This window comes from uncultured Parasphingorhabdus sp. (assembly GCF_963677535.2).
In the GTDB taxonomy this organism is placed as follows: domain Bacteria; phylum Pseudomonadota; class Alphaproteobacteria; order Sphingomonadales; family Sphingomonadaceae; genus Parasphingorhabdus.
On record NZ_CAXXUT010000003.1, the window covers coordinates 1,562,242 to 1,580,335 of the forward strand.

At 52.0% G+C, this 18,094-nt stretch carries 14 protein-coding genes; 6 read left to right on the forward strand and 8 right to left on the reverse strand.

Annotation, left to right across the window (positions count from 1 at the left end):
- Positions 1-77: 77 nt before the first annotated feature.
- The 8 genes from ACHZCJ_RS14625 to ACHZCJ_RS14660 form a co-directional block, all read right to left on the reverse strand.
- A complete protein-coding gene (locus ACHZCJ_RS14625; RefSeq protein ID WP_321327240.1) occupies positions 78-2,069 on the reverse strand; it encodes a heavy metal translocating P-type ATPase in 1,992 nt (663 codons plus the stop codon).
- The gene (locus ACHZCJ_RS14630) at positions 2,066-2,404 is read right to left on the reverse strand and encodes a DUF190 domain-containing protein (RefSeq protein WP_100093796.1); all 339 of its coding nucleotides are present in this window, start codon (positions 2,402-2,404) and stop codon (positions 2,066-2,068) included. The genes ACHZCJ_RS14625 and ACHZCJ_RS14630 overlap by 4 nt, the downstream gene beginning before the upstream one ends.
- A gap of 13 nt (positions 2,405-2,417) precedes the next feature.
- Positions 2,418-5,687, reverse strand: a complete 3,270-nt coding sequence (locus tag ACHZCJ_RS14635) for an efflux RND transporter permease subunit (RefSeq protein ID WP_100093797.1) — start codon at positions 5,685-5,687, stop codon at positions 2,418-2,420.
- Positions 5,688-5,715: 28 nt separating this feature from the next.
- Entirely contained in the window at positions 5,716-6,867 is a 1,152-nt protein-coding gene (locus tag ACHZCJ_RS14640; RefSeq protein ID WP_100093798.1) for an efflux RND transporter periplasmic adaptor subunit, read from the reverse strand.
- Positions 6,868-7,078: 211 nt separating this feature from the next.
- On the reverse strand, positions 7,079-8,308 hold the full coding sequence (locus tag ACHZCJ_RS14645; RefSeq protein WP_236553972.1) for a TolC family protein: 1,230 nt from the start codon (positions 8,306-8,308) through the stop codon (positions 7,079-7,081).
- 65 nt (positions 8,309-8,373) lie between these two features.
- Entirely contained in the window at positions 8,374-8,739 is a 366-nt protein-coding gene (locus ACHZCJ_RS14650; RefSeq protein ID WP_159645580.1) for a hypothetical protein, read from the reverse strand.
- A 140-nt stretch (positions 8,740-8,879) separates the two neighbouring features.
- Positions 8,880-10,796, reverse strand: coding sequence for a cytochrome c/FTR1 family iron permease (locus tag ACHZCJ_RS14655; protein ID WP_236553971.1), 1,917 nt, complete (start codon positions 10,794-10,796; stop codon positions 8,880-8,882).
- A gap of 16 nt (positions 10,797-10,812) precedes the next feature.
- On the reverse strand, positions 10,813-11,448 hold the full coding sequence (locus ACHZCJ_RS14660) for a cation transporter (RefSeq protein WP_100093802.1): 636 nt from the start codon (positions 11,446-11,448) through the stop codon (positions 10,813-10,815).
- 82 nt (positions 11,449-11,530) lie between these two features.
- Between ACHZCJ_RS14660 and ACHZCJ_RS14665 the strand changes: the two genes are divergently transcribed.
- The 6 genes from ACHZCJ_RS14665 (at position 11,531) to ACHZCJ_RS14690 (ending at position 18,065) form a co-directional block, all read left to right on the forward strand.
- The gene (locus ACHZCJ_RS14665) at positions 11,531-11,986 is read left to right on the forward strand and encodes a helix-turn-helix domain-containing protein (protein ID WP_100093803.1); all 456 of its coding nucleotides are present in this window, start codon (positions 11,531-11,533) and stop codon (positions 11,984-11,986) included.
- A 55-nt stretch (positions 11,987-12,041) separates the two neighbouring features.
- Positions 12,042-12,434, forward strand: a complete 393-nt coding sequence (locus ACHZCJ_RS14670; RefSeq protein ID WP_100093804.1) for a helix-turn-helix domain-containing protein — start codon at positions 12,042-12,044, stop codon at positions 12,432-12,434.
- A 339-nt stretch (positions 12,435-12,773) separates the two neighbouring features.
- Positions 12,774-13,781, forward strand: coding sequence for a hypothetical protein (locus ACHZCJ_RS14675; protein WP_123906290.1), 1,008 nt, complete (start codon positions 12,774-12,776; stop codon positions 13,779-13,781).
- Positions 13,782-13,920: 139 nt separating this feature from the next.
- Complete coding sequence (locus ACHZCJ_RS14680) at positions 13,921-14,424, forward strand: hypothetical protein (protein ID WP_100093806.1); 504 nt, start codon at positions 13,921-13,923, stop codon at positions 14,422-14,424.
- A complete protein-coding gene (locus tag ACHZCJ_RS14685; RefSeq protein WP_100093807.1) occupies positions 14,421-17,039 on the forward strand; it encodes a relaxase/mobilization nuclease domain-containing protein in 2,619 nt (872 codons plus the stop codon). Before ACHZCJ_RS14680 ends, ACHZCJ_RS14685 begins: the two co-directional genes overlap by 4 nt.
- Positions 17,040-17,174: 135 nt before the next feature.
- The gene (locus ACHZCJ_RS14690; RefSeq protein ID WP_100093808.1) at positions 17,175-18,065 is read left to right on the forward strand and encodes a 3'-5' exonuclease; all 891 of its coding nucleotides are present in this window, start codon (positions 17,175-17,177) and stop codon (positions 18,063-18,065) included.
- The last annotated feature ends 29 nt before the right edge of the window (positions 18,066-18,094 follow it).

Below are 18,094 nucleotides of genomic sequence, written 5' to 3' on the forward strand. Positions count from 1 at the left end.
AACTCGGCTCAAATCTGATATTCAACAGGCTCTCGCTCTTCCATCCATGAGCACGACCGGCATGATGGCCGCACCGATTAACTTTCCTTATATCCCAGCAGCCGCAAGGCATTTATGACCACGACAAGCGTCGATCCTTCATGCATCACGACAGCGGGGCCGATCCCCAGGCCGAAGAGTGTTGCCGGGATCAATACGGCCACCACGCCGAGACTGATCCAAAGATTTTGACGGATAATGCTACTTGTCGATCTGCTGAGACCAACGGCAAAAGGCAATGTTGCCAGATCATCTGCCATTAACGCGATATCTGCCGTTTCAAGCGCGACATCGGAACCGGCGGCTCCCATGGCTATTCCAACAGTCGCATTTGCCATCGCGGGGGCATCGTTCACACCATCACCAACCATCGCCACTCCGCCCTGATCGCTCAGTTGAGCAATTTTCTCGACCTTGTCATCCGGCATTAGGTCACCAAAGGCTTCGTCAAGACCTACTTCCAGGGCGATCGCGTCGGCGACTTTCTGATTGTCGCCAGAAATCATCATCATCCGTGAGATTCCAATAGACCGGAGCTTGTTTATCACTTCGGACGCTGCAGCGCGGGGCGTATCCATGAGGCCGAGAACGCCAATAAATTTGCCGCCACGCCTGACAATCATGGTGGTGCGACCGCGTGAAGACATTTCGGTGACTTTTTGGGCGACATCTTGAGGAAGCGAATCCTGATCATCGTCGAGAAACAGCCCCGCTTTTCCTATCAAGACCTTTTCGCCATTGATTTTGGCAGTAACGCCTTTGCCCGTTATGCTCTGAAAATTTGTAGCGATCAGATCCGATGATCCGAGGCGTTTTTCTGCAGCACGCACAATAGCTTGCGCCAGAGGGTGATCACTATGCACTTCGACAGCGGCAGAAATAGCGATGAGTTCGTCTGCTCCAATTTCTCCGAAAGGCACCGTTTCGACTAACTCCGGTTCGCCAATCGTAAGGGTCCCGGTTTTGTCAAAAGCGATCGAATCAAGCTTACCCAGCATCTCGAGAGGCGCGCCGCCCTTTATGAGAACGCCGCCCCGCGCTGCACGGGCAATCCCGCTTAAAACAGCGCTGGGTGTTGCAATAGCCAGCGCACAGGGGCTGGCGGCAACGAGGACTGCCATCGCCCTGTAAATGCTATCGGAGACTGGCTCGTCTATCACCAACCAAGAAAATCCAGTTGCGATTGCAAGCAGAATGACAACCGGCACAAAAATCCGCTCAAACTTATTGGTGAAGCTCTGCGTTGGCGATTGACGCGTCTCCGCATCGTTCACCATTTCGACAACCCGGGCCAATGTGGTTTCCGACGCCAATCGGGTGACTTGCACTTCGAGGCTACCGCTTCCGTTTATGGATCCGGCGAAAACCCTATGTTCGGATTTGACTTTATCGGCTGCTTTGGCCGCCGCTGCAGCATTGTCGACCGGACGCTTGTCGACCGGGACGCTCTCACCGGTTATGGGAGCCTGGTTGACGCTGCTCGCCCCTTTGACAACAAAACCGTCTGCTGGAAGTCGCTCGTTGGAGCGGATGATTACAATATCGCCGATTACCAACTCGGCCACGGGCAATCGCAATTCCTCTCCATCCCTGCGGACCACCGCCTCCTCGGGAGCAAGGTCAGACAGTGCGGATATGGCATCGCGCGCGCGGGCCATTGCATAATTTTCAAGTGCATGGCCGATGCTGAACAGGAATAATAGAAATGCTCCCTCTGCCCATGCCCCGAGCCACGCCGCCCCGCCGGCGGCAACGATCATGAGAAAATCTATTTCAAATTTTCGATTTCTGATTTTTTCGAAGGCTTCCAATATCGTAAAATAGCCGCCGAAAAAATAGGCCGCTACCAAAAACCAGAACCCAATATTCGCCGGCAGAAGATTGATTTTTGGTCCCAGCCATCCGGCAAGAAGGGTTGCACCGCAAAGGCCTGCAAATACCATTTCTGCACGGCCACCAAGCAGCCTGTCGATTAGCCCTCCGTGCGAGTGATCCGAATTTTCCGAATGCTTGCTGTGCTCATCGGTCATTTCTGTTCTGCCGCTCGCGTGAGAACATCAACCTTTTCGAGGCTGACTAGCCCGATCCCCCGCAGATCGTCTAGCTGAGTGTAGAAATCTTCCAGTCGTGCCCGGGCATCGATTATTTCGATCACCACCGGTGGATTATCGCCAATTCCGAACGCGTGATGTTCATGAACAATGGAAGACGAGGAGAACCCCAATATTCCTTTCAGGACGGTGCCTCCGCGAAGGCCATAAGATCTGGCCCGATCAATAATGGTGGTAACAACTGTCTCGTCCCCATGCATTGCGGCTTCATCGGTATAAATCCGCATGAGTGATATTTGTTGCGGCTTTTGCATTATGCACTCCTTCTCATTCTGGCTTTGGACGGAAACGTTGCAGGATTGGAAATTTGTCCAAAGAGGGCGTGAATCGCTTGATATGCGGCCTCAAATCGGGAAATTCGCGCTCAAGCATCAACCGTGTCACGGCGGGCAACACGAAAAGCGTCAAAATCGTTGCGGTGATCAAACCGCCGATAACCACGATCGCCAACGGCTTTTGCACCTCAGCGCCTGTGCCAGTCGCGATTGCCATCGGAACGAAGCCCAATGACGGCACGATGGCTGTCATCAGAATGGACCTGTAGCGTTCGACTGCGCCAGAGTAGATGGCCTCAACCAATTCCACGCCAGATTCAAGACGCCCCTGAATGGCGGTCATCATCACAAGTCCATTGAGCACCGCCACGCCGGCCAGAACAATAAAGCCCACAGCAACCGAGATAGAGAATGGCAGACCCGTTGCTGCTAGCGAGAATATCCCGCCTGCAATTCCCAGAGGGACTGTGACAAATACTGCGGCAGCCATACGGAAGTTACCGAGAGCCATGACCAGCAGACCAAAGATCAACAGCGCTATGACAGGAACAACAAGATTGATTCTTGCCTGAGCGGCCTGCAGGCTTTCAAATTGCCCGCCCCATTCGAGGATGACTCCTGATGGTAGAGCGACATCGCGCTCAATTTGGGACTTCGCTTCGTTCACAAAGGAGCCAACATCGCGGCCTCGAACATTGAGCTGCACAACAACGCGCCGCTGTCCGTTTTCCCGGCTGATCTGATTGAGGCCTTCGGTTTCTTTCAGGGTAGCCAAGGATCGGAGTGGAACCGACGACCTTTTCCCGAAACCATTTTCCGGCAAAATAACTGGTAGCGCTCCGATAGCGTCGATATCGTTACGCACTTCGCCAGGTAGCCTCACAACAATATCAAACCTGCGGTCGCCCTGAAATACCAGCCCGCTTTCGGCGCCGCCCAATGCGGCGCTGACGGTTGCGGCCACTTCATCAACGGTGAGACCATGGGCTGCAATTGCCGAATTATCGAATTGCACGTCCAATGTCGGAAAGCCCTCGGTTTGCTCGACGCGGACATCCGCAGAACCTTCAATACCCGAAAAAACGGTCGCAAGCTGATTGGCAGTGGCCGACAGCTGCTCGAGGTCGTCGCCAAATACCTTGACGGCAACATCACCCCGCACACCTGCAATCAACTCATTGAAACGCATTTCAATGGGCTGACTGAACTCGTAATTCTGGCCGATGAGATTGGCTAGTTTCGCTTCCATCTGTTCCACCAGCTCTGTCTTTGAAAGCGACGGGTCGGGCCATTCATCTTTCGGACGCAAAATGATAAATGCATCGGAAATATTGACCGGCATGGGATCGCTGGCCACTTCAGCTGTTCCGGTTTTTGAATACATGAAGCGGACCTGTGGAAATTTGGAAATCTCCCGCTCGATCTGTTTTTGCATTGAAACAGATTGATCCAGCGAAGTGGACGGTATTCGGATCGATTGAAGGGACAGATCCTGTTCGTCGAGTTGCGGCATGAACTCGCTACCGAGAAAGCCGAACATACCGATCGACAGTCCAAATACGGCAAGGCCTGCCAAGGTTGCCCGTCCGGGCCATTTCAGTGCTTTTCGTAATGCCGGTTCGTATTTGCTTTTGCTCCAGCTCACCATCCGAACCTCTTTTTCAGAAACACGGCCGCTTATCAGCAGAGCCAATAATGCCGGGACCAAGGTCAGTGAGAGAATAAACGCCGATATGAGCGCAAGCATTACGGTGATGGCCATCGGCGAGAAGGTCTTTCCTTCAACACCCTGGAAGGTGAGCAATGGCACGAAAACCAGCAAAATTATCGCCTGGCCAAATAGCGAAGGCCTGATCATTTCTCTTGTTGATGCGATCACTTCTTCCAGTCGTTCGCCTAGAGATAGAAGTCGCCCTTCTTCATGTTGCCGGCCTGCCATCCGGCGCAGGAAATTTTCCACGATGATAACACTGCCGTCAACGATCAAGCCGAAATCAAGAGCGCCCAAGCTCATGAGATTTCCCGAAACGCCAAATCGATTCATGCCGATTGCCATCATCACAAAGGAAACGGGAATGACGAGCGCGGTAATCAGCGCTGCCCTGAAATTGCCAAGGAGCAGGAATAGCGCGACGATAACCAACAAAGCTCCCTCGGTCAGGTTTTTTTCAACCGTGCTGATAGTCGCATTGACCAGTTTCGAACGGTCCAGAACGACTTCTAATTTTATGTTGGGAGGCATTGTCTTGACGATTTCTGCAAGCCTTTCACCGGTTGCAGCGGCAACCGCACGGCTGTTTTCACCAAGCAGCATCAATGCGGTTCCGACAACGACTTCTTCGCCATTCTCGGTTGCCGCGCCGGTTCGCAAATCGCCGCCATTGCTGACGGATGCAACGTCACGGACGCGAACAGGAATGCCTTCGCGTGTCGCGATGATCGAATTTTCAATTTCTTCCAGCGATTTGAGTCGTGCGTCTGCCCGCACCAGAAATGCCTCTCCGCCGCGTTCAACGAAGTTTGCGCCAACAGAAAGATTGACCCTTCCAAGCGCTTCGGAAAGATCGTCAAAACCGATACCGTAGGAAGAAAGCCGAGCCGCCGAGGGGGTAACGACAAATTGTTTGGCGTAACCACCAATCGAGTCAACACCAGCGATGCCCTTGACGTTGCGCAATTGCGGTCCGATTACCCAGTCTTGAAGCGTGCGTAGATACGCCGCCTTTGAGACTTCATCGTTCAAGCGTTCACCTTCGGGAGTCAGGTATGAACCATCAGATTGCCAGCCAGAACCGCCCGCAGCTTTTCCTTTTTCAAATGGCTCGTAGCTGACCGTCCACATCAAAACCTCGCCAAGCCCTGTGGATACCGGTCCCATTGCCGGTTCGGCAGTGGCCGGCAGGCTATTGCGAACAGTGGTCAGTCTTTCGGCCACCTGTTGACGAGCAAAGTAGACGTCGGCGCTATCGTCGAATATCGCCGTAACCTGCGAAAAGCCGTTCCGGGAGATGGATCGGGTCGTCTGCAGTCCCGGAATGCCCGCCAGCGATGTTTCAACCGGATAAGTCACCAAGCGTTCAATATCGAGCGGTGAGAGAGTAGGGTCGACAGTGTTGATCTGGACCTGATTATTGGTGATGTCAGGGACAGCATCAATTGGCAGATTAACCAGATTAAAGACTCCGAGTGCCGCGACTGCAGCAAGAAACAATACGGTAAGATACCGATTGCGGACGGACATTTCGACGAGACGTGCAATCATAGCCGTTGCTCCAATGGGAATGTATTAATCAATGTTCTGCTTCGCCGCGGCCAAGTTCAGATTTCAGGAGAAAGGCGTTTTTACCGGCGATTTGTTCGCCGGACTTGAGACCGTCGACAATCTCGATTCTACCGCCGCTCTTCGCTCCGGTCGTAACGGACCGTGCACGGAAACCAGATTTGGTCTTTACAAACACGACGTTGCGTCCTTCGACGGATTGGACAGCCTCTGCGGGAACAATCAATGCCGTAGACTGATCGCTTGTCGCCTGCTGAAGTATCCGCACCCGCACATATTCTCCGGGGACGAGTCTGGCGCCTGAAGCAGGGGCAAGCACGACAATGGCCGCTCTGTTTTCCGGATCGGCAGCTGGCGTAACCGCCAATACCCGAGCGGAGATTTCACCCTCGGGCGTTTCGACCGTGGCCGCTGCTCCAGTGCTGATCTTGCGCGCATCTTCCGCAGGAACTGCCGCCTCAATTTGAATAAGGTTCGGATTGGCGATACGGAAAAGCTCATCCTGTGCGGTGACATAGGAGCCGAGAATTGCCGGGCTTGACGTTATTCGGCCGCCAATCGGTGAGCGCACAGCAATAAATCGTCCGCTGACACCTGACGCAGTGGCCGCCTGGCTTGCCCGTCTTGCTTCTGCGGCAGCCTGTTGATTTTCTGCTCTCGCCGTTTCAAGATCTGCCCGTGCGGTGATTTTCTCATCGAAGAGGCGCTGCTCACGGTTCAGCTGCGACCGGGCAAGCGCGGCCCGAGAAGCTGCCGATGTAACTTCGGAACTAATTGCGGCGGCTTCGCGGCTCTCTATGGTAGCTACTGTCTCGCCGCGCCGAACCGCATCTCCCAACCTCTTTTTGATGTTCGTGACCCTGCCTTCAGCGCCTGCACTCAATATGGCCTGCCCTTGGGGAGACGGTGCAACACTACCCTGCGCAATAATCTCGGCATCAAGCGAACTTGGAGCCACATCGAATATTCCGATTTCAGAGGCGCGCAGCTGTTCTTCTGTCATTTCGACAACGCCCTCTTCTTCGGAATGATTTTCTTCTGTGGTGTTGGCAGCGCCCTGATTTTCCGCGCTACCGCCGGTTGAGCCATTGAAAATTACTCCCAGCACAACCGCAAACGCGATGGCCAGGCCAGCGATTATGATCCATTTTCTGTTGTTCATTTTATATATCCCTGCTCGAATTTTGTGACCGTCCCGCAGTCAAACTCTGGTTTTGTGGAGGCCCGCTGTCACCGGAAAAACTGGTTTCTGTAGTGACGCAATCTGGCACCGCTATTGCGATCGACGTCAGCATGAACAGGCCGGTTAGAACAGTCAGCATGGTGAAGATGCCAGCCAATATTATGACGTGATCTACTTCCAGTTTTCTCATCTATCTGGCCGCCAATCTCAGCAGTGTAATCACCGCCTCCGCTCTCGCTACCTTGGCTTCCAACAGGCCGAGTTCAGCCGTGTCTCTTGCTGCTGCAGCGTCCAGGACATCCAACAGGGTAAATTTTCCGTATTGATATCCCAGTTGGGCCAGCCTTGATGCTTCTTCAGCTTGGGGCAGTGTCTGGCTTTCCAGAGTTTCCACCCGGCTTTGCGTTGCTTCCAGTTGATTGCTGGCAATATTATATTCCCGGTTGATCGCTACCAACCGCAAAGCGCGACGCGCCTCAGCTCCGCGAACGCTCGCTTCTGCCGCTTGAATGCTGCCCTGGTTGCGATTTCCAAACGGTATGGCAATCGAAGCACCCACGATGAACGCAGTATCCCCGCTTTCTTCAAAACGTCTGGCGCCGCCGCTTAACGTTAGATCCGGAACAGCATTTGCGCGTTCGCGCGTGACAATGGCACTGGCAGCGTCCCGGTTCGCTTCTGCGGCTTTGATCTGTAGGGATTGGGACAGGTCGGCCTCAAATTCTACGTCACCGCCGCTGAGCCAGACCGGCTCAACTTCCTGAGGTGGTGTTTGCGAGCCCCAAAGCGATGCAAGTAGCAATCTGGCGGAATATTCCTCTGCCCTTGCGGCTTCCAGTGCTGCTTCCGCTTCGCCAAGCGCAGCGTCAGCGCGCAATGCTCTAAGCGGCGGGTCACGGCCAGTTTCAACGAGGATTCTAGCAATTCTTGACAGCTCCCGGTTGCGACCGACGACGCGCGTTGCAAAGTCAAGGCGGCTCTGAGCAGCAACTGCTTCTGTATATGCCAAACGCACGGAGCTGGCCAATTCGGCCTGAGAGATAGCAGCTTCTACCTCTGCCAGGCTTGTCTGCGCTCGCGCCGCACGTGTTCTGGCTCCGCGTTTACCGCCGAGCTCCAATCTTTGCCCAACAGAAACTGTATATTCGGTTGAACGCAGGCCTTTGAAAACGCCGCTCCCGGCGACGTTTTCAACCTCTACCGAGACCTCGGGATTTGGTCCGAGGCTCGCTTGTTTTTGGTTTCCGCGCGCGATATCAATCTCTGCTTGGGAAATTTGCACGGCAGGCGATTCAGCTCCAGCGCGCACTAAGGCCTCGTTTAAACTAACACTCTGATCCTCGGCCAGAGCGGCAGTGGCAGGGCTCGCGGCAAATATCATTGCCGCACAGAGGCGCAGGCGCGCCATTTTCTTCAACATTTCTGAGAAATCCTCGCTTAACTAATTGAAATAACGCCATGAGTCTGGCGCAAGTCAGAATTAGTTCAGACGCGAGGTGGTCGTTTTAAACGGGATGAATGCGCAGACAGCGCAAATTGATCGGCATTGCTGCTGAAGCTGGAACTTACCAGATTCACTGAACCGTCGAAGCCCAGCAACCGTTCTGTGGTAACGCTGCCGTTATGGCAATGACCATGCGGACAGATTCCATGTTTACCGGCGTCATTATCCGAAGGGGCTTCATCCGAGTGTCCGGCGTCGGAAATCAACATCAGTTCGGCGTTTTGTGGTTCGCTGGCGCATTCAGCTGCTTCGGCTACCGTCATGCTCGACATAATCAGAACGAGCAAAACCGCCATCAGGCGAAAGAGCCCTGACGTTTTTTCATTTATGCCGCTGCGTTCATTCATGGTTCCGCCCAATACATTATCTCGTTAGTTCATCAAGTGCTTTTGAACAACATTTCCAATATTTCATGCAGTTAGATATGTAATATCATCAAATTTTGTGGTCTTTGATCGGTTTAAGAATTAGTAAAAATCACGAAGAATTAAGTCTTCCTAGCATTATACCAATAGCCGATAGCGATGACTCCCATTGCCACAATCTGGGCCAAAATAGACTGAACCGCAGGGAAAATTCCCAACATCGAAATCTGCAGAAAATCAGGAAGCGGAGTCACGCTTATGAAACCGGCTTCCTGTAACGCAGCAATTCCTTTTCCGGTGAGAACCACTGTCAGCACGACCATCAATGCTGAGCTGTAAGCGAAAAACTTACCTATCGGCAATTTCCGGCTGTAGCTTAGCATTGCCCAGGCAATGGCCATAAGCAAAAAGATCGCGGCTCCAGAGCCAACCAGAATGATCATACCATTGTCCGCAGTCCAGAGCGCCGCAAAAAACAGTATTGTCTCAAAGACCTCACGGTAAACGACAATGAATGCTAGCCCAAAGAGAAACCATGCAGATCCCCGCGACAATACTTTGCTCATTGTTTCGCGGATATAGCGTTGCCACTCATCGGCGCGGGACTTGCCGTGCATCCACAAGCCCACAAAAAGCAGGATTACCGCTGCAAATAGCGAACCAAAGCCTTCGGTCAGTTCACGGCTAGCGCCGCTGATACCTATGAGATAGGTGGCAGCGAACCATGTGATGCCGCCTGCGAGAAGCGCCGTTATCCAGCCCCCATGCACATACAACATGACTTCGGGACGTTCGGCTTTGCGCAGAAACGCAATCATGGCAACCACGATCAGTAATGCCTCCAGCCCTTCGCGCAGCAATATCGTGAAGGCTCCTACGAAAGCCGATGCCTGGCTGGCTTGATCGGCGTCCAACGCGGACTCTGCTTCCGAAAAAAGCCGATCAAGCGCGTCGATCCGGCTCTCCACCTCTGCTACAGGAAGATCGTCACCGATAGCAGCGCGGACACGGGCCATCGAGCGTTCAATGGCTTTTAGCAAAGAGGGATCGCGAGAGGCCAGCGCAGGTTCCAGAGGTTCAAAGCCGTCAAGATACGCAGATAATGCTAGAGTTTCTGCCTCGTCTTTTCTGCCTGCTTGATAAGCAGCAAAACTTTCTTTTAGTTTGGTCCGCGATAGTGCCAGAGAACCGCTTGAGGTAGCCCCAATGGCATCCGGGTGGTTCCGCAGGAATGCCATCACCGCATCTGCTTTTTCTGGTCCAATCTGCTTTCCAAGATTGGCAGGAGTCATGCTTGCCAGAGCTGCGAGATCAGGAAACAGAGCGCGAATAGACGCGTCATTTTCCCAAAGCTCTTCTCCCTTGGATGCCTCAGCAAATGCAAAGCCGCCCACATAGGCGGCCATGTCCCAAAGATCCTGAGCAGGCAAATCGGCAAAACTCTGCATTGCTGTCCCGTCAAGCCCCTGACCTATAACCTGATAAAGTGCGAACAGGCTGCGTTCTCTTGCTCGAGCGCCATCGGTAAAAGCAATAGGAGCGGGGTCGAGCTGCTCTGCATTCGGCCCTTGGCCGTTACCAGACATGCCGTGGCAACTGGCACAATTTTGAGCATATAGCCGTTTGCCATTTTGTATGTTTGGTGCAATTTTGGGTGCAAGTGGAACAGGATAACTGCGTAGCAACTCCGTTGCCAGCAGGCGTGCCTGCCGCGCGACTTTATCCGGAGACGTTTTATTATCAATGGCCGCATTAAGCTCGTCACCTTTTGCAACCAGGTCGGCTCGACCCGGCTTTGGTGGCAGCTTTGCCAAACCGTCGACGACAGCTCCCGAAAACTCCTCCATTTCGGAATATTCAGCGTCGTTTGTCACCTTGCCTTTATCTACTGCGCCGGGATAATCGACCGCAATATAATCCAGCAATCGCCACAGCGTTTCAACCTCGGCAATTTTTACCTGCGCATAAGCCGGAATAGAAATGGCGGCCAGCATCAAGAGCGATATCAGAATGAATGATATTCTAGCAAAATGACGCATTAGGTTCGCAATTCTCTCAGGCATTTTGAAGCTGCATTTCGGCAACCGCGTTTTGTATGATTTGGTATGCTGAGTGAATGAAAAGCATCGCAATAACGGCAGCCACGGCGATATCGGGCCAGGCTTTTCCGGTCCACGCCACGAGACCGGCAGCACCTATTACAGCGACGTTTGCGATCGCGTCATTGCGGCTGAACAGCCATATGGCTTGAACATTTGCATCACCATCACGAAACTGTGACAGAACGTAAGCCGACGCTATATTTATCCCGAGCGCGACAAAACCAATTACCCCCATAATACCGGCTTCTGGCATTCCCGGACTCATAGCCCGCCAGATGGCAAACCCGATCACGCCTATACCTAGCAGTCCGAGAAAAATGCCTTGGACGAGCGCCACACGCGAACGCGCAAGCGCTGTCCACCCAAGTGCGAAAAGCCCGATCAGCGTGATTGAGCCATCACCCAGAAAATCGAGCGCGTCTGCCTTGAGTGCCTGACTATCAGCAACAAATCCGCCAATAATCTCGCATAGCCCAAACCCGATGTTGAGGATCACAACAATCCACAAAGCACGCCGGTATGCTGGATCATCCTGAGCCCTTACGGCATCACCAGCGCAGGCGCAGCCATCTTCATCATTCTTACTCATAGGGTTGCTCTACAACCTCTAGTGACTGTAGAAGCAAGCAGTTTTTGCAAATGCAAGTCATTAGGAGGTTATTTTGGCAAAGATGATGATTGGCGAACTTGGAAATCGCACAGGCACCAAAGTGAATACCATTCGGTATTACGAAGATATCGGGATATTGCCCCCACCTGTGCGGACAGATTCAGGGCGACGCACCTATGCTGAATGCGACGTAAAAAGACTATCTTTTATAAGGCATAGCCGCAGCTTCGGCTTTTCCCTTGCTGAAATTAGGTCGCTTCTAAGTCTATCAGATAGTCCAGAACAGGATTGCACTCTGGCATCGACCATCGCAAAATCGCATCTTGAACGAATTGATATGAAGATAAGCCAGCTTGAAGGATTGCGGCATTCGCTCTTGGCGTTTGCGATATCTTGTTCCGGTGGGCGAGCGGAGAATTGCGAAATCATTGGTGCACTCTGCGAAGTTTCACTTCCCCAGCGGACCCCCGGTTCCACAGGCATCGGCGCAGCAATTATCAGGCCTGATTTTTCATAGACAAAATTTGATTCGCCGACACTTATGCACCCTGTAGTAACTATAGGATCAAACGATGAAAATTGGAGCACTGGCAAAGGCGACAAAGACAAAAGTTGAAACCGTCCGCAACTATGAGAAATTCGGCCTGTTACCGCCCCCAGCACGAACGACTTCAAACTACCGGGATTACGGAAGCGACCATCTCGCCAGGCTTCCGTTCATCCGCCGTGCCCGAAATCTCGGCTTTACCCTGAAGGCACTGCGCGAATTGCTGGAATTATCGGACAATCAAGATCAATCCTGTGAAGCAGTTGATGATATTGCGAGCAGGCACCTTGCCGAGATTGATCAGAAAATTGACGACCTGACCACGCTACGTTCTGAGCTGGATCGCTTGATTGGTGCTTGTCAGCATGGAACAGTAGGGGAATGCAAAATCATTGAGACGCTGGCACCGAGAATTTAAAGATGGCAGAAAGGATCTGGCGCATCGCGAGTTCTGTCAACGAATTCCAGTATTTGCAAATATTCCCGTGACCGCTTTCGGCCCCGCCGGAGCTACATGTGAATGACCTAAACGAGGGCGCGAAGTAGCCATCCTATCGCACTACTGATCCCCCAGGAGGCCACCCGCTTCCAATAAATATCGACCATAAATTGCGAAACATAGTCCTTTGTCCACGGTGCGGAATCTATCTTGCGACTAGCCAAGCAAAATTATCCGAAAAAATTATTCACCAGAACCTTTGGGTGTTTTTTTACCACGTCCTATAACCTTTAGATAACTATGTAATCGAGGTATATTATGGACAAAAACTATCCGGATGAGAACGCCAAAGGCCAAGTCTCACCGCCCGCTACTAAGAGGAAACCCCTATCAAAAGCTGCAAAAGAACGTCGCCGTATTAAAAAGCTGCAGCGCCAATATCCGACGGGTAAATTCTCTCAAATTGGTTCTGACCCTGAACCAGGTTTTCCAAATTTGCCACCGGAAGCCAATGCCTACATTCTCAACGAACTACGCAGGACACTCCGGTCCGGAAGAACGGCCTACGGAAAAAACATGGCAAAGTCCGTCATGAAAGTTTTCGGCCGCTTGCCCAGCGATGAACCTGCTGAACTTGAAAACTGGATCAATTGGCTTTGCCGGAACCGGGAAGAATTGATCAGCGGCAAATATTCTCCCAGTAAACTGAATGATGCATCGCAAGATCCTGAAGCGAGCAGAGCAGTCCTGGATGAAGGAAGCTCACTAAAGTCGGAATTTTCCGATATGCACAACCAACGTTCGGATCTCGGCAAAGCTCCAGAGAATTTGGCAATAACTGATGAGGCTCCACCCCCCAAGGGTCAAAATAGCTTGCCCGATCAGGACCATGATCAAATGAAAAACAATTTGACCGAGGGGGAAGAGGTCAAGCGTTTTGAAGACGTTCCAACGCCGACCGCAACTCAGGATCGCGGGGCAGCAACTTTGGACAAGGTGTCTAAAGAACCATCATACCAACCTGCGAATTATGCGCCCAGCGATTCTGCCGTTCAACCGCATATCGAATATGTGGAGCATGCTACCAACGGGTCAGTCGCTAAAATGCCGGACAAATTCGACTTTTATTTCAAGAAGGATGGTGCTGGCAAAGCAAACAAATTCTTTGGAAGCATCCGGTTTAACGAGAGCCTAGAACAAGTCCTCGAGAACGCTGGTGCTCTTGCGTCAGACAAAGCGGCCGTAGATGAGGTTTTAAACCGAGGCCCGACAGAGCGGGCTTATCTGATTAAAGCGATGCGCGAACTACAGGTCCCTTTACCATGAGAAACCATGTCCAAAAGGGGCCTAAACTTAAGCAGGATGAATGTGGGATTCCCACATTTTATTGCCATCGTGTCGCTACGCTTCGTGACGGCATGCAGGTTTTCAGTTCGTTACTAGATTTTAGCGGAGGAGAAATCTGATGTCAGGCGGTTCCAAGCCGAAGCGGAAAGACCTTCGCACTTCGCGGCCCCGTATCGTTGTCCATTTTGGAAGCAAAGAAGAGGTCGAGTTCGTTAAAAAGTCAGCGCAGGGTGCCTCAACCTCTGAATATTGCCGCGAGCGCATCTTATTGTCAAACGGCTTCCGAGATCCCGTATACGACATAACGTCGAGGTTGTTGGTTACAGTAAATCTCGTTCAGAATGATCTATTCACAATTTGCGACGTTATCCGGGCCCTTACTTCGTTGCGTAAAGCTATCCCGAAGCAATCCGATGGTAGGCCAATCCAAACCCCTGAGATGTCCCGTCTGATCCAGCAAGCGAGCGATGCAATCGCCACAATGATTGAGAGAAACAGCGAGCGAATGGAGATAGATCACGATCTGGTCAAAATTTCTCGGGAGATCGTCAATTTACTGACCGACCGCGAGATCAACAATCGTTCTTCTGCGATCACTGACTGGCGTAAGCCGACGCCATGATCATCAAAATCTGGCAATATCGCGATCAAATAAAAGATCTTGTAGGCGGAGCGGCAAAACAAGCGCGCAGCTTTGATATCGCGATAGGCTGCTCCTCATACATAATCGGGCTCGCTGCCTCGGGCGAGCACCATCATGCTTTTGTGACCGCAGAACGAGTTGGTGAATATGCAATAATGGACCCGGAAGGTGAGGGGTCGCATCGTATAGTAGAGCGATACGCCGACAATCTGTCTTCAAATAAGGTCCAAGATCATGTCAGAGATATGGCCGTATATGCAGCTGGCGCAGGTCTCGACCGCCTTTGGCACATGACATGGAGCCATCGCAAAGGCGAAGCGGTCGACAGCGCATCAATGAGGCGTCAGCGAGCAACGATCTGCCGTATAATGGGAATCGAAGAATGTCCGTCAGTAGGCGCATTTCACGGTGATACCCCAAACTCCCACGGTCATCATCTCTCTGTTTCTATCAATGCCGCAACTGGCGGCAATGTAAGTTTTGGATACGGCTGGTGGAAAGAAGCCGCACAAATCGCGATCGCTGTTTGTGAATATCAAGAGGGCCTCGGGCCCGAACCGAACAGGAGATATGTGGCAGACGAAACCGGCGTCTATCATACCTTCTCAGACATAAAAATTGCAGACGCGCGCGGTTCAATAATCAAAAATGCTGATGGGAAGGTTGACCATCAGCTCATTCATAGCATCCAGAGCCAGCATGAAATTATCTTTGATAACAACAAAGCGGGACCAAAAGACCTCGCCGGTGAAGAATGGCCTATGTCAAGAGTTGCGCACATTCTTGCAGCACCCCGGATACAAAATGCGAAAGACTGGCCTGATCTCCACAGTAGGCTGGCGCGAGTAGGACTTCGCTATGTTAAAGTTGGTAACACAGCTGTTCTTGAAACCGTGCCGCAAAATGGAAAGCAGAAATCTTTAAAAATTGCAGCAGGAAAGGCTTACTCGAACGCAGCGTTAGGCAAGCTGCAGGCCAAGTTCGGCACACCCTATGTTCCGCCTTGTCCAAGCCTAAAAATCAGGCCGTTCGTAATGCCGCGCTTCGACAAGCCAACCACCGATGCGAAAAAGGAAAACTCGGCGGCAAGATGGGACCTTTCCCAGGAAGCAAAAAAACTCACCTCTCACATGCAAACCGATAATCTTCATCGACAGGAAGATTATCGTGATGGCAAAAAGGGCGCAAATTACAATTATCTAGCAAGCAGGCAACGTCAAATGGCTGAAGAGGAGCTATCCGTTGCCAAGCAATTTGCTGTAGCCATCGGAGCGAGACGAGCCCGCCGCAAGCGATCGCCGGACACGGGCAAGCTGCTGCCAAAACCTACAATATCCACACAATTTTTGGCAATTATATGGAGCAGGTTCAAGCCAGATAATGGAAAGGTCAAAGCTGATATCAAGGGCAAGTTGGCAAAGCGATACCAGATTAAGAAGCGGCTTGGCCGGATTGAATATTACGAAGGTATGCGGCTGATGTTCGTAGAGACTCAAAACATGATCGCCATCAGATCAACTGCGCGGCGAGCGCAGATTGATGCGCTTCGTCTTGCCGCAGCGAAACTTTCATCGGTTCGAATTTTTGGCAAACCTGCTGCAATTGCCAACACTGTATTTTTGGCCGCTGAACTTGGGCTGCAGCTCGAAGACCAGCAAAAGTCTTCCGGTGAAAAACACTGCGACAAGATTGAAAGGGAACGTCATCGCGGGATTCTAGAACGACACCGAATTTGGCTCGATTTGGTTCCAAAACTCAGGATTTATCGGGATAAAGAGCGAGCAGCCAAACAAAAGCGGCGCAAGCAAGCTGAGTTGTTCACAGATTCCAAAATTGAGACTTTAGGAATGCGCAATCAGATCGCGCGGGAGGCGGCACGAAACAAACAATTGAACGATCCATTGCCAGGAAGGGCCAGCCGAATATTAGACAATATGGATCGAAACACCTTGCTTCTGGCCTCTTCGCGGGGAACACGCGGCGGCTATCGCTATCTCGATGATCCTGCACTGTTTAATGCTTTTTCAAAAACTCCTGAGGCGTTGCTTTTATCGGAAACACAAATGCGGCTCGAAGCAATCGAGCATATACAAATGGAGCAACGAAAATGGTTTTGCGCCGCTATGCATTCAGATCGGATCATTGTTAAGGAGGGCAAGGTTGAAATTTCCAAACCAGAGGATCACTGGGTTATGGCGTTTTACGAGCAACAAAAAGATGATCCGACGTTCAACCGCTTAATAGCAGTATCTTACCTGCGGCCAGACCGCTTTAAGTTTGATACTGATATACCGCCGGAAATTGTTACATGGCGCTCCGCGCGCGCTACCAATAAACAACAAATGGCCGATTATATTGCCGATGAACTGCATCTGCGGGCAAGAACCGATAAGCGCGATCCTAAGAGCGGAGCCGAAGAATGCAGGCGGATATTTAATCTCATACCGTATGAAGCGCAGGCCTTGCGCGATACGCCGGGACATTTTCTCAGCCAGTATAAAAACTGGTCCTTTCGTAAACCTGACGAGAGTGAAGCTCAGTGGGAGCGTAGACGTAAACTAATTATCCGTAACAATAATTCTTGGGGCCGCTGACGCTTCAGCGGACATCTGTGTTGTAGAAGAAAAAATACATTGAAAGTGCTTTGCCGGTGAAGCCGGCAGGTGAGAGGAAAAAAGAGCAGTAGCGCTCGGCAAAGCCTCGCCGGTTTCCCAACAGGAGAAACCAAAATGAACATGTTACAAAACCAATCAGAGCTGGAGGAAATTTCCAGACGGCTTGACCGTGAAGAAGGCTACCGCGTGCTGCGCGCCGTCCCGAAACGCTTTTCTCATATGCCGGAAGACGGCGTGCCGCCCGATGGCAGATGCATTGCAATTTTAGACACTGAAACTTCGGGACTAAACGTTCATGAAGACAAGCTGATCGAACTCGCGATTATGCTGGTGTGGGTGGATGATGACGGAGAGGTCAGCGGGCACATGGGGCCGGTAAGTTGGCTGCAAGATCCCGGAATAGAACTGGAACCGGAGATCACGTTGATCACCGGCCTTGCCAATCATCATTTGGCCCACAAGCAGATTGATGATGCAGCAGCATTGGGCTTCCTCGATCGAGCGGATCTGCTGGTCGCCCAGAACGCAAAATTTGATTTGGCTTGGATCGAGCAGCGCTATCCAAAACTGAAAGGCAAGGCCTGGGCTTGTTCCTGCAGCGAGATCGACTGGTTGAAGCTTGGCTACGAAGGACGCTCGCAACAACATCTGCTGGCTCAGCATGGCTGGTTTACCAATGCCCATAGGGCTGAGGCAGACGTCTGGTCATTGTTCTGGTTGCTGCAGCAGCGTCAGCGGGGGCCAGGCGACAGTCCGGTCCAGAGCCATCTGCAGCGTCTGCTGCAAGCTGCCGAGACGCCGACCGTGCTCGTTGAAGCGTTGCGCGCGCCATATTCTGCAAAGGATAAGCTCAAGGCTCGAGGTTATCGGTGGGATGCTGGGCGCCGCATCTGGTGCAAAGAAATGGCAGAGGAAAAGCTGGCTGTTGAACGCAGCTGGTTCCGAACCGAGGGACTTCCACTGTTCGGAGCTAAAACGATGACCGCAACTGAGCGTCACCGGTAAAAATTAATCACAAGCCTCAACAACCACGG

Coding starts and splice junctions, on each gene's coding strand:
- ACHZCJ_RS14650 (WP_159645580.1), bottom strand. CDS start 8,739: ATGAATGAACGCAGCGGCATAAATGAAAAAACGTCAGGGCTCTTTCGC.
- ACHZCJ_RS14630 (WP_100093796.1), bottom strand. CDS start 2,404: ATGCAAAAGCCGCAACAAATATCACTCATGCGGATTTATACCGATGAA.
- ACHZCJ_RS14665 (WP_100093803.1), top strand. CDS start 11,531: ATGATGATTGGCGAACTTGGAAATCGCACAGGCACCAAAGTGAATACC.
- ACHZCJ_RS14660 (WP_100093802.1), bottom strand. CDS start 11,448: ATGAGTAAGAATGATGAAGATGGCTGCGCCTGCGCTGGTGATGCCGTA.
- ACHZCJ_RS14655 (WP_236553971.1), bottom strand. CDS start 10,796: ATGCGTCATTTTGCTAGAATATCATTCATTCTGATATCGCTCTTGATG.
- ACHZCJ_RS14645 (WP_236553972.1), bottom strand. CDS start 8,308: ATGTTGAAGAAAATGGCGCGCCTGCGCCTCTGTGCGGCAATGATATTT.
- ACHZCJ_RS14625 (WP_321327240.1), bottom strand. CDS start 2,069: ATGACCGATGAGCACAGCAAGCATTCGGAAAATTCGGATCACTCGCAC.
- ACHZCJ_RS14690 (WP_100093808.1), top strand. CDS start 17,175: ATGAACATGTTACAAAACCAATCAGAGCTGGAGGAAATTTCCAGACGG.
- ACHZCJ_RS14675 (WP_123906290.1), top strand. CDS start 12,774: ATGGACAAAAACTATCCGGATGAGAACGCCAAAGGCCAAGTCTCACCG.
- ACHZCJ_RS14640 (WP_100093798.1), bottom strand. CDS start 6,867: ATGAACAACAGAAAATGGATCATAATCGCTGGCCTGGCCATCGCGTTT.
- ACHZCJ_RS14680 (WP_100093806.1), top strand. CDS start 13,921: ATGTCAGGCGGTTCCAAGCCGAAGCGGAAAGACCTTCGCACTTCGCGG.
- ACHZCJ_RS14685 (WP_100093807.1), top strand. CDS start 14,421: ATGATCATCAAAATCTGGCAATATCGCGATCAAATAAAAGATCTTGTA.
- ACHZCJ_RS14670 (WP_100093804.1), top strand. CDS start 12,042: ATGAAAATTGGAGCACTGGCAAAGGCGACAAAGACAAAAGTTGAAACC.
- ACHZCJ_RS14635 (WP_100093797.1), bottom strand. CDS start 5,687: ATGATTGCACGTCTCGTCGAAATGTCCGTCCGCAATCGGTATCTTACC.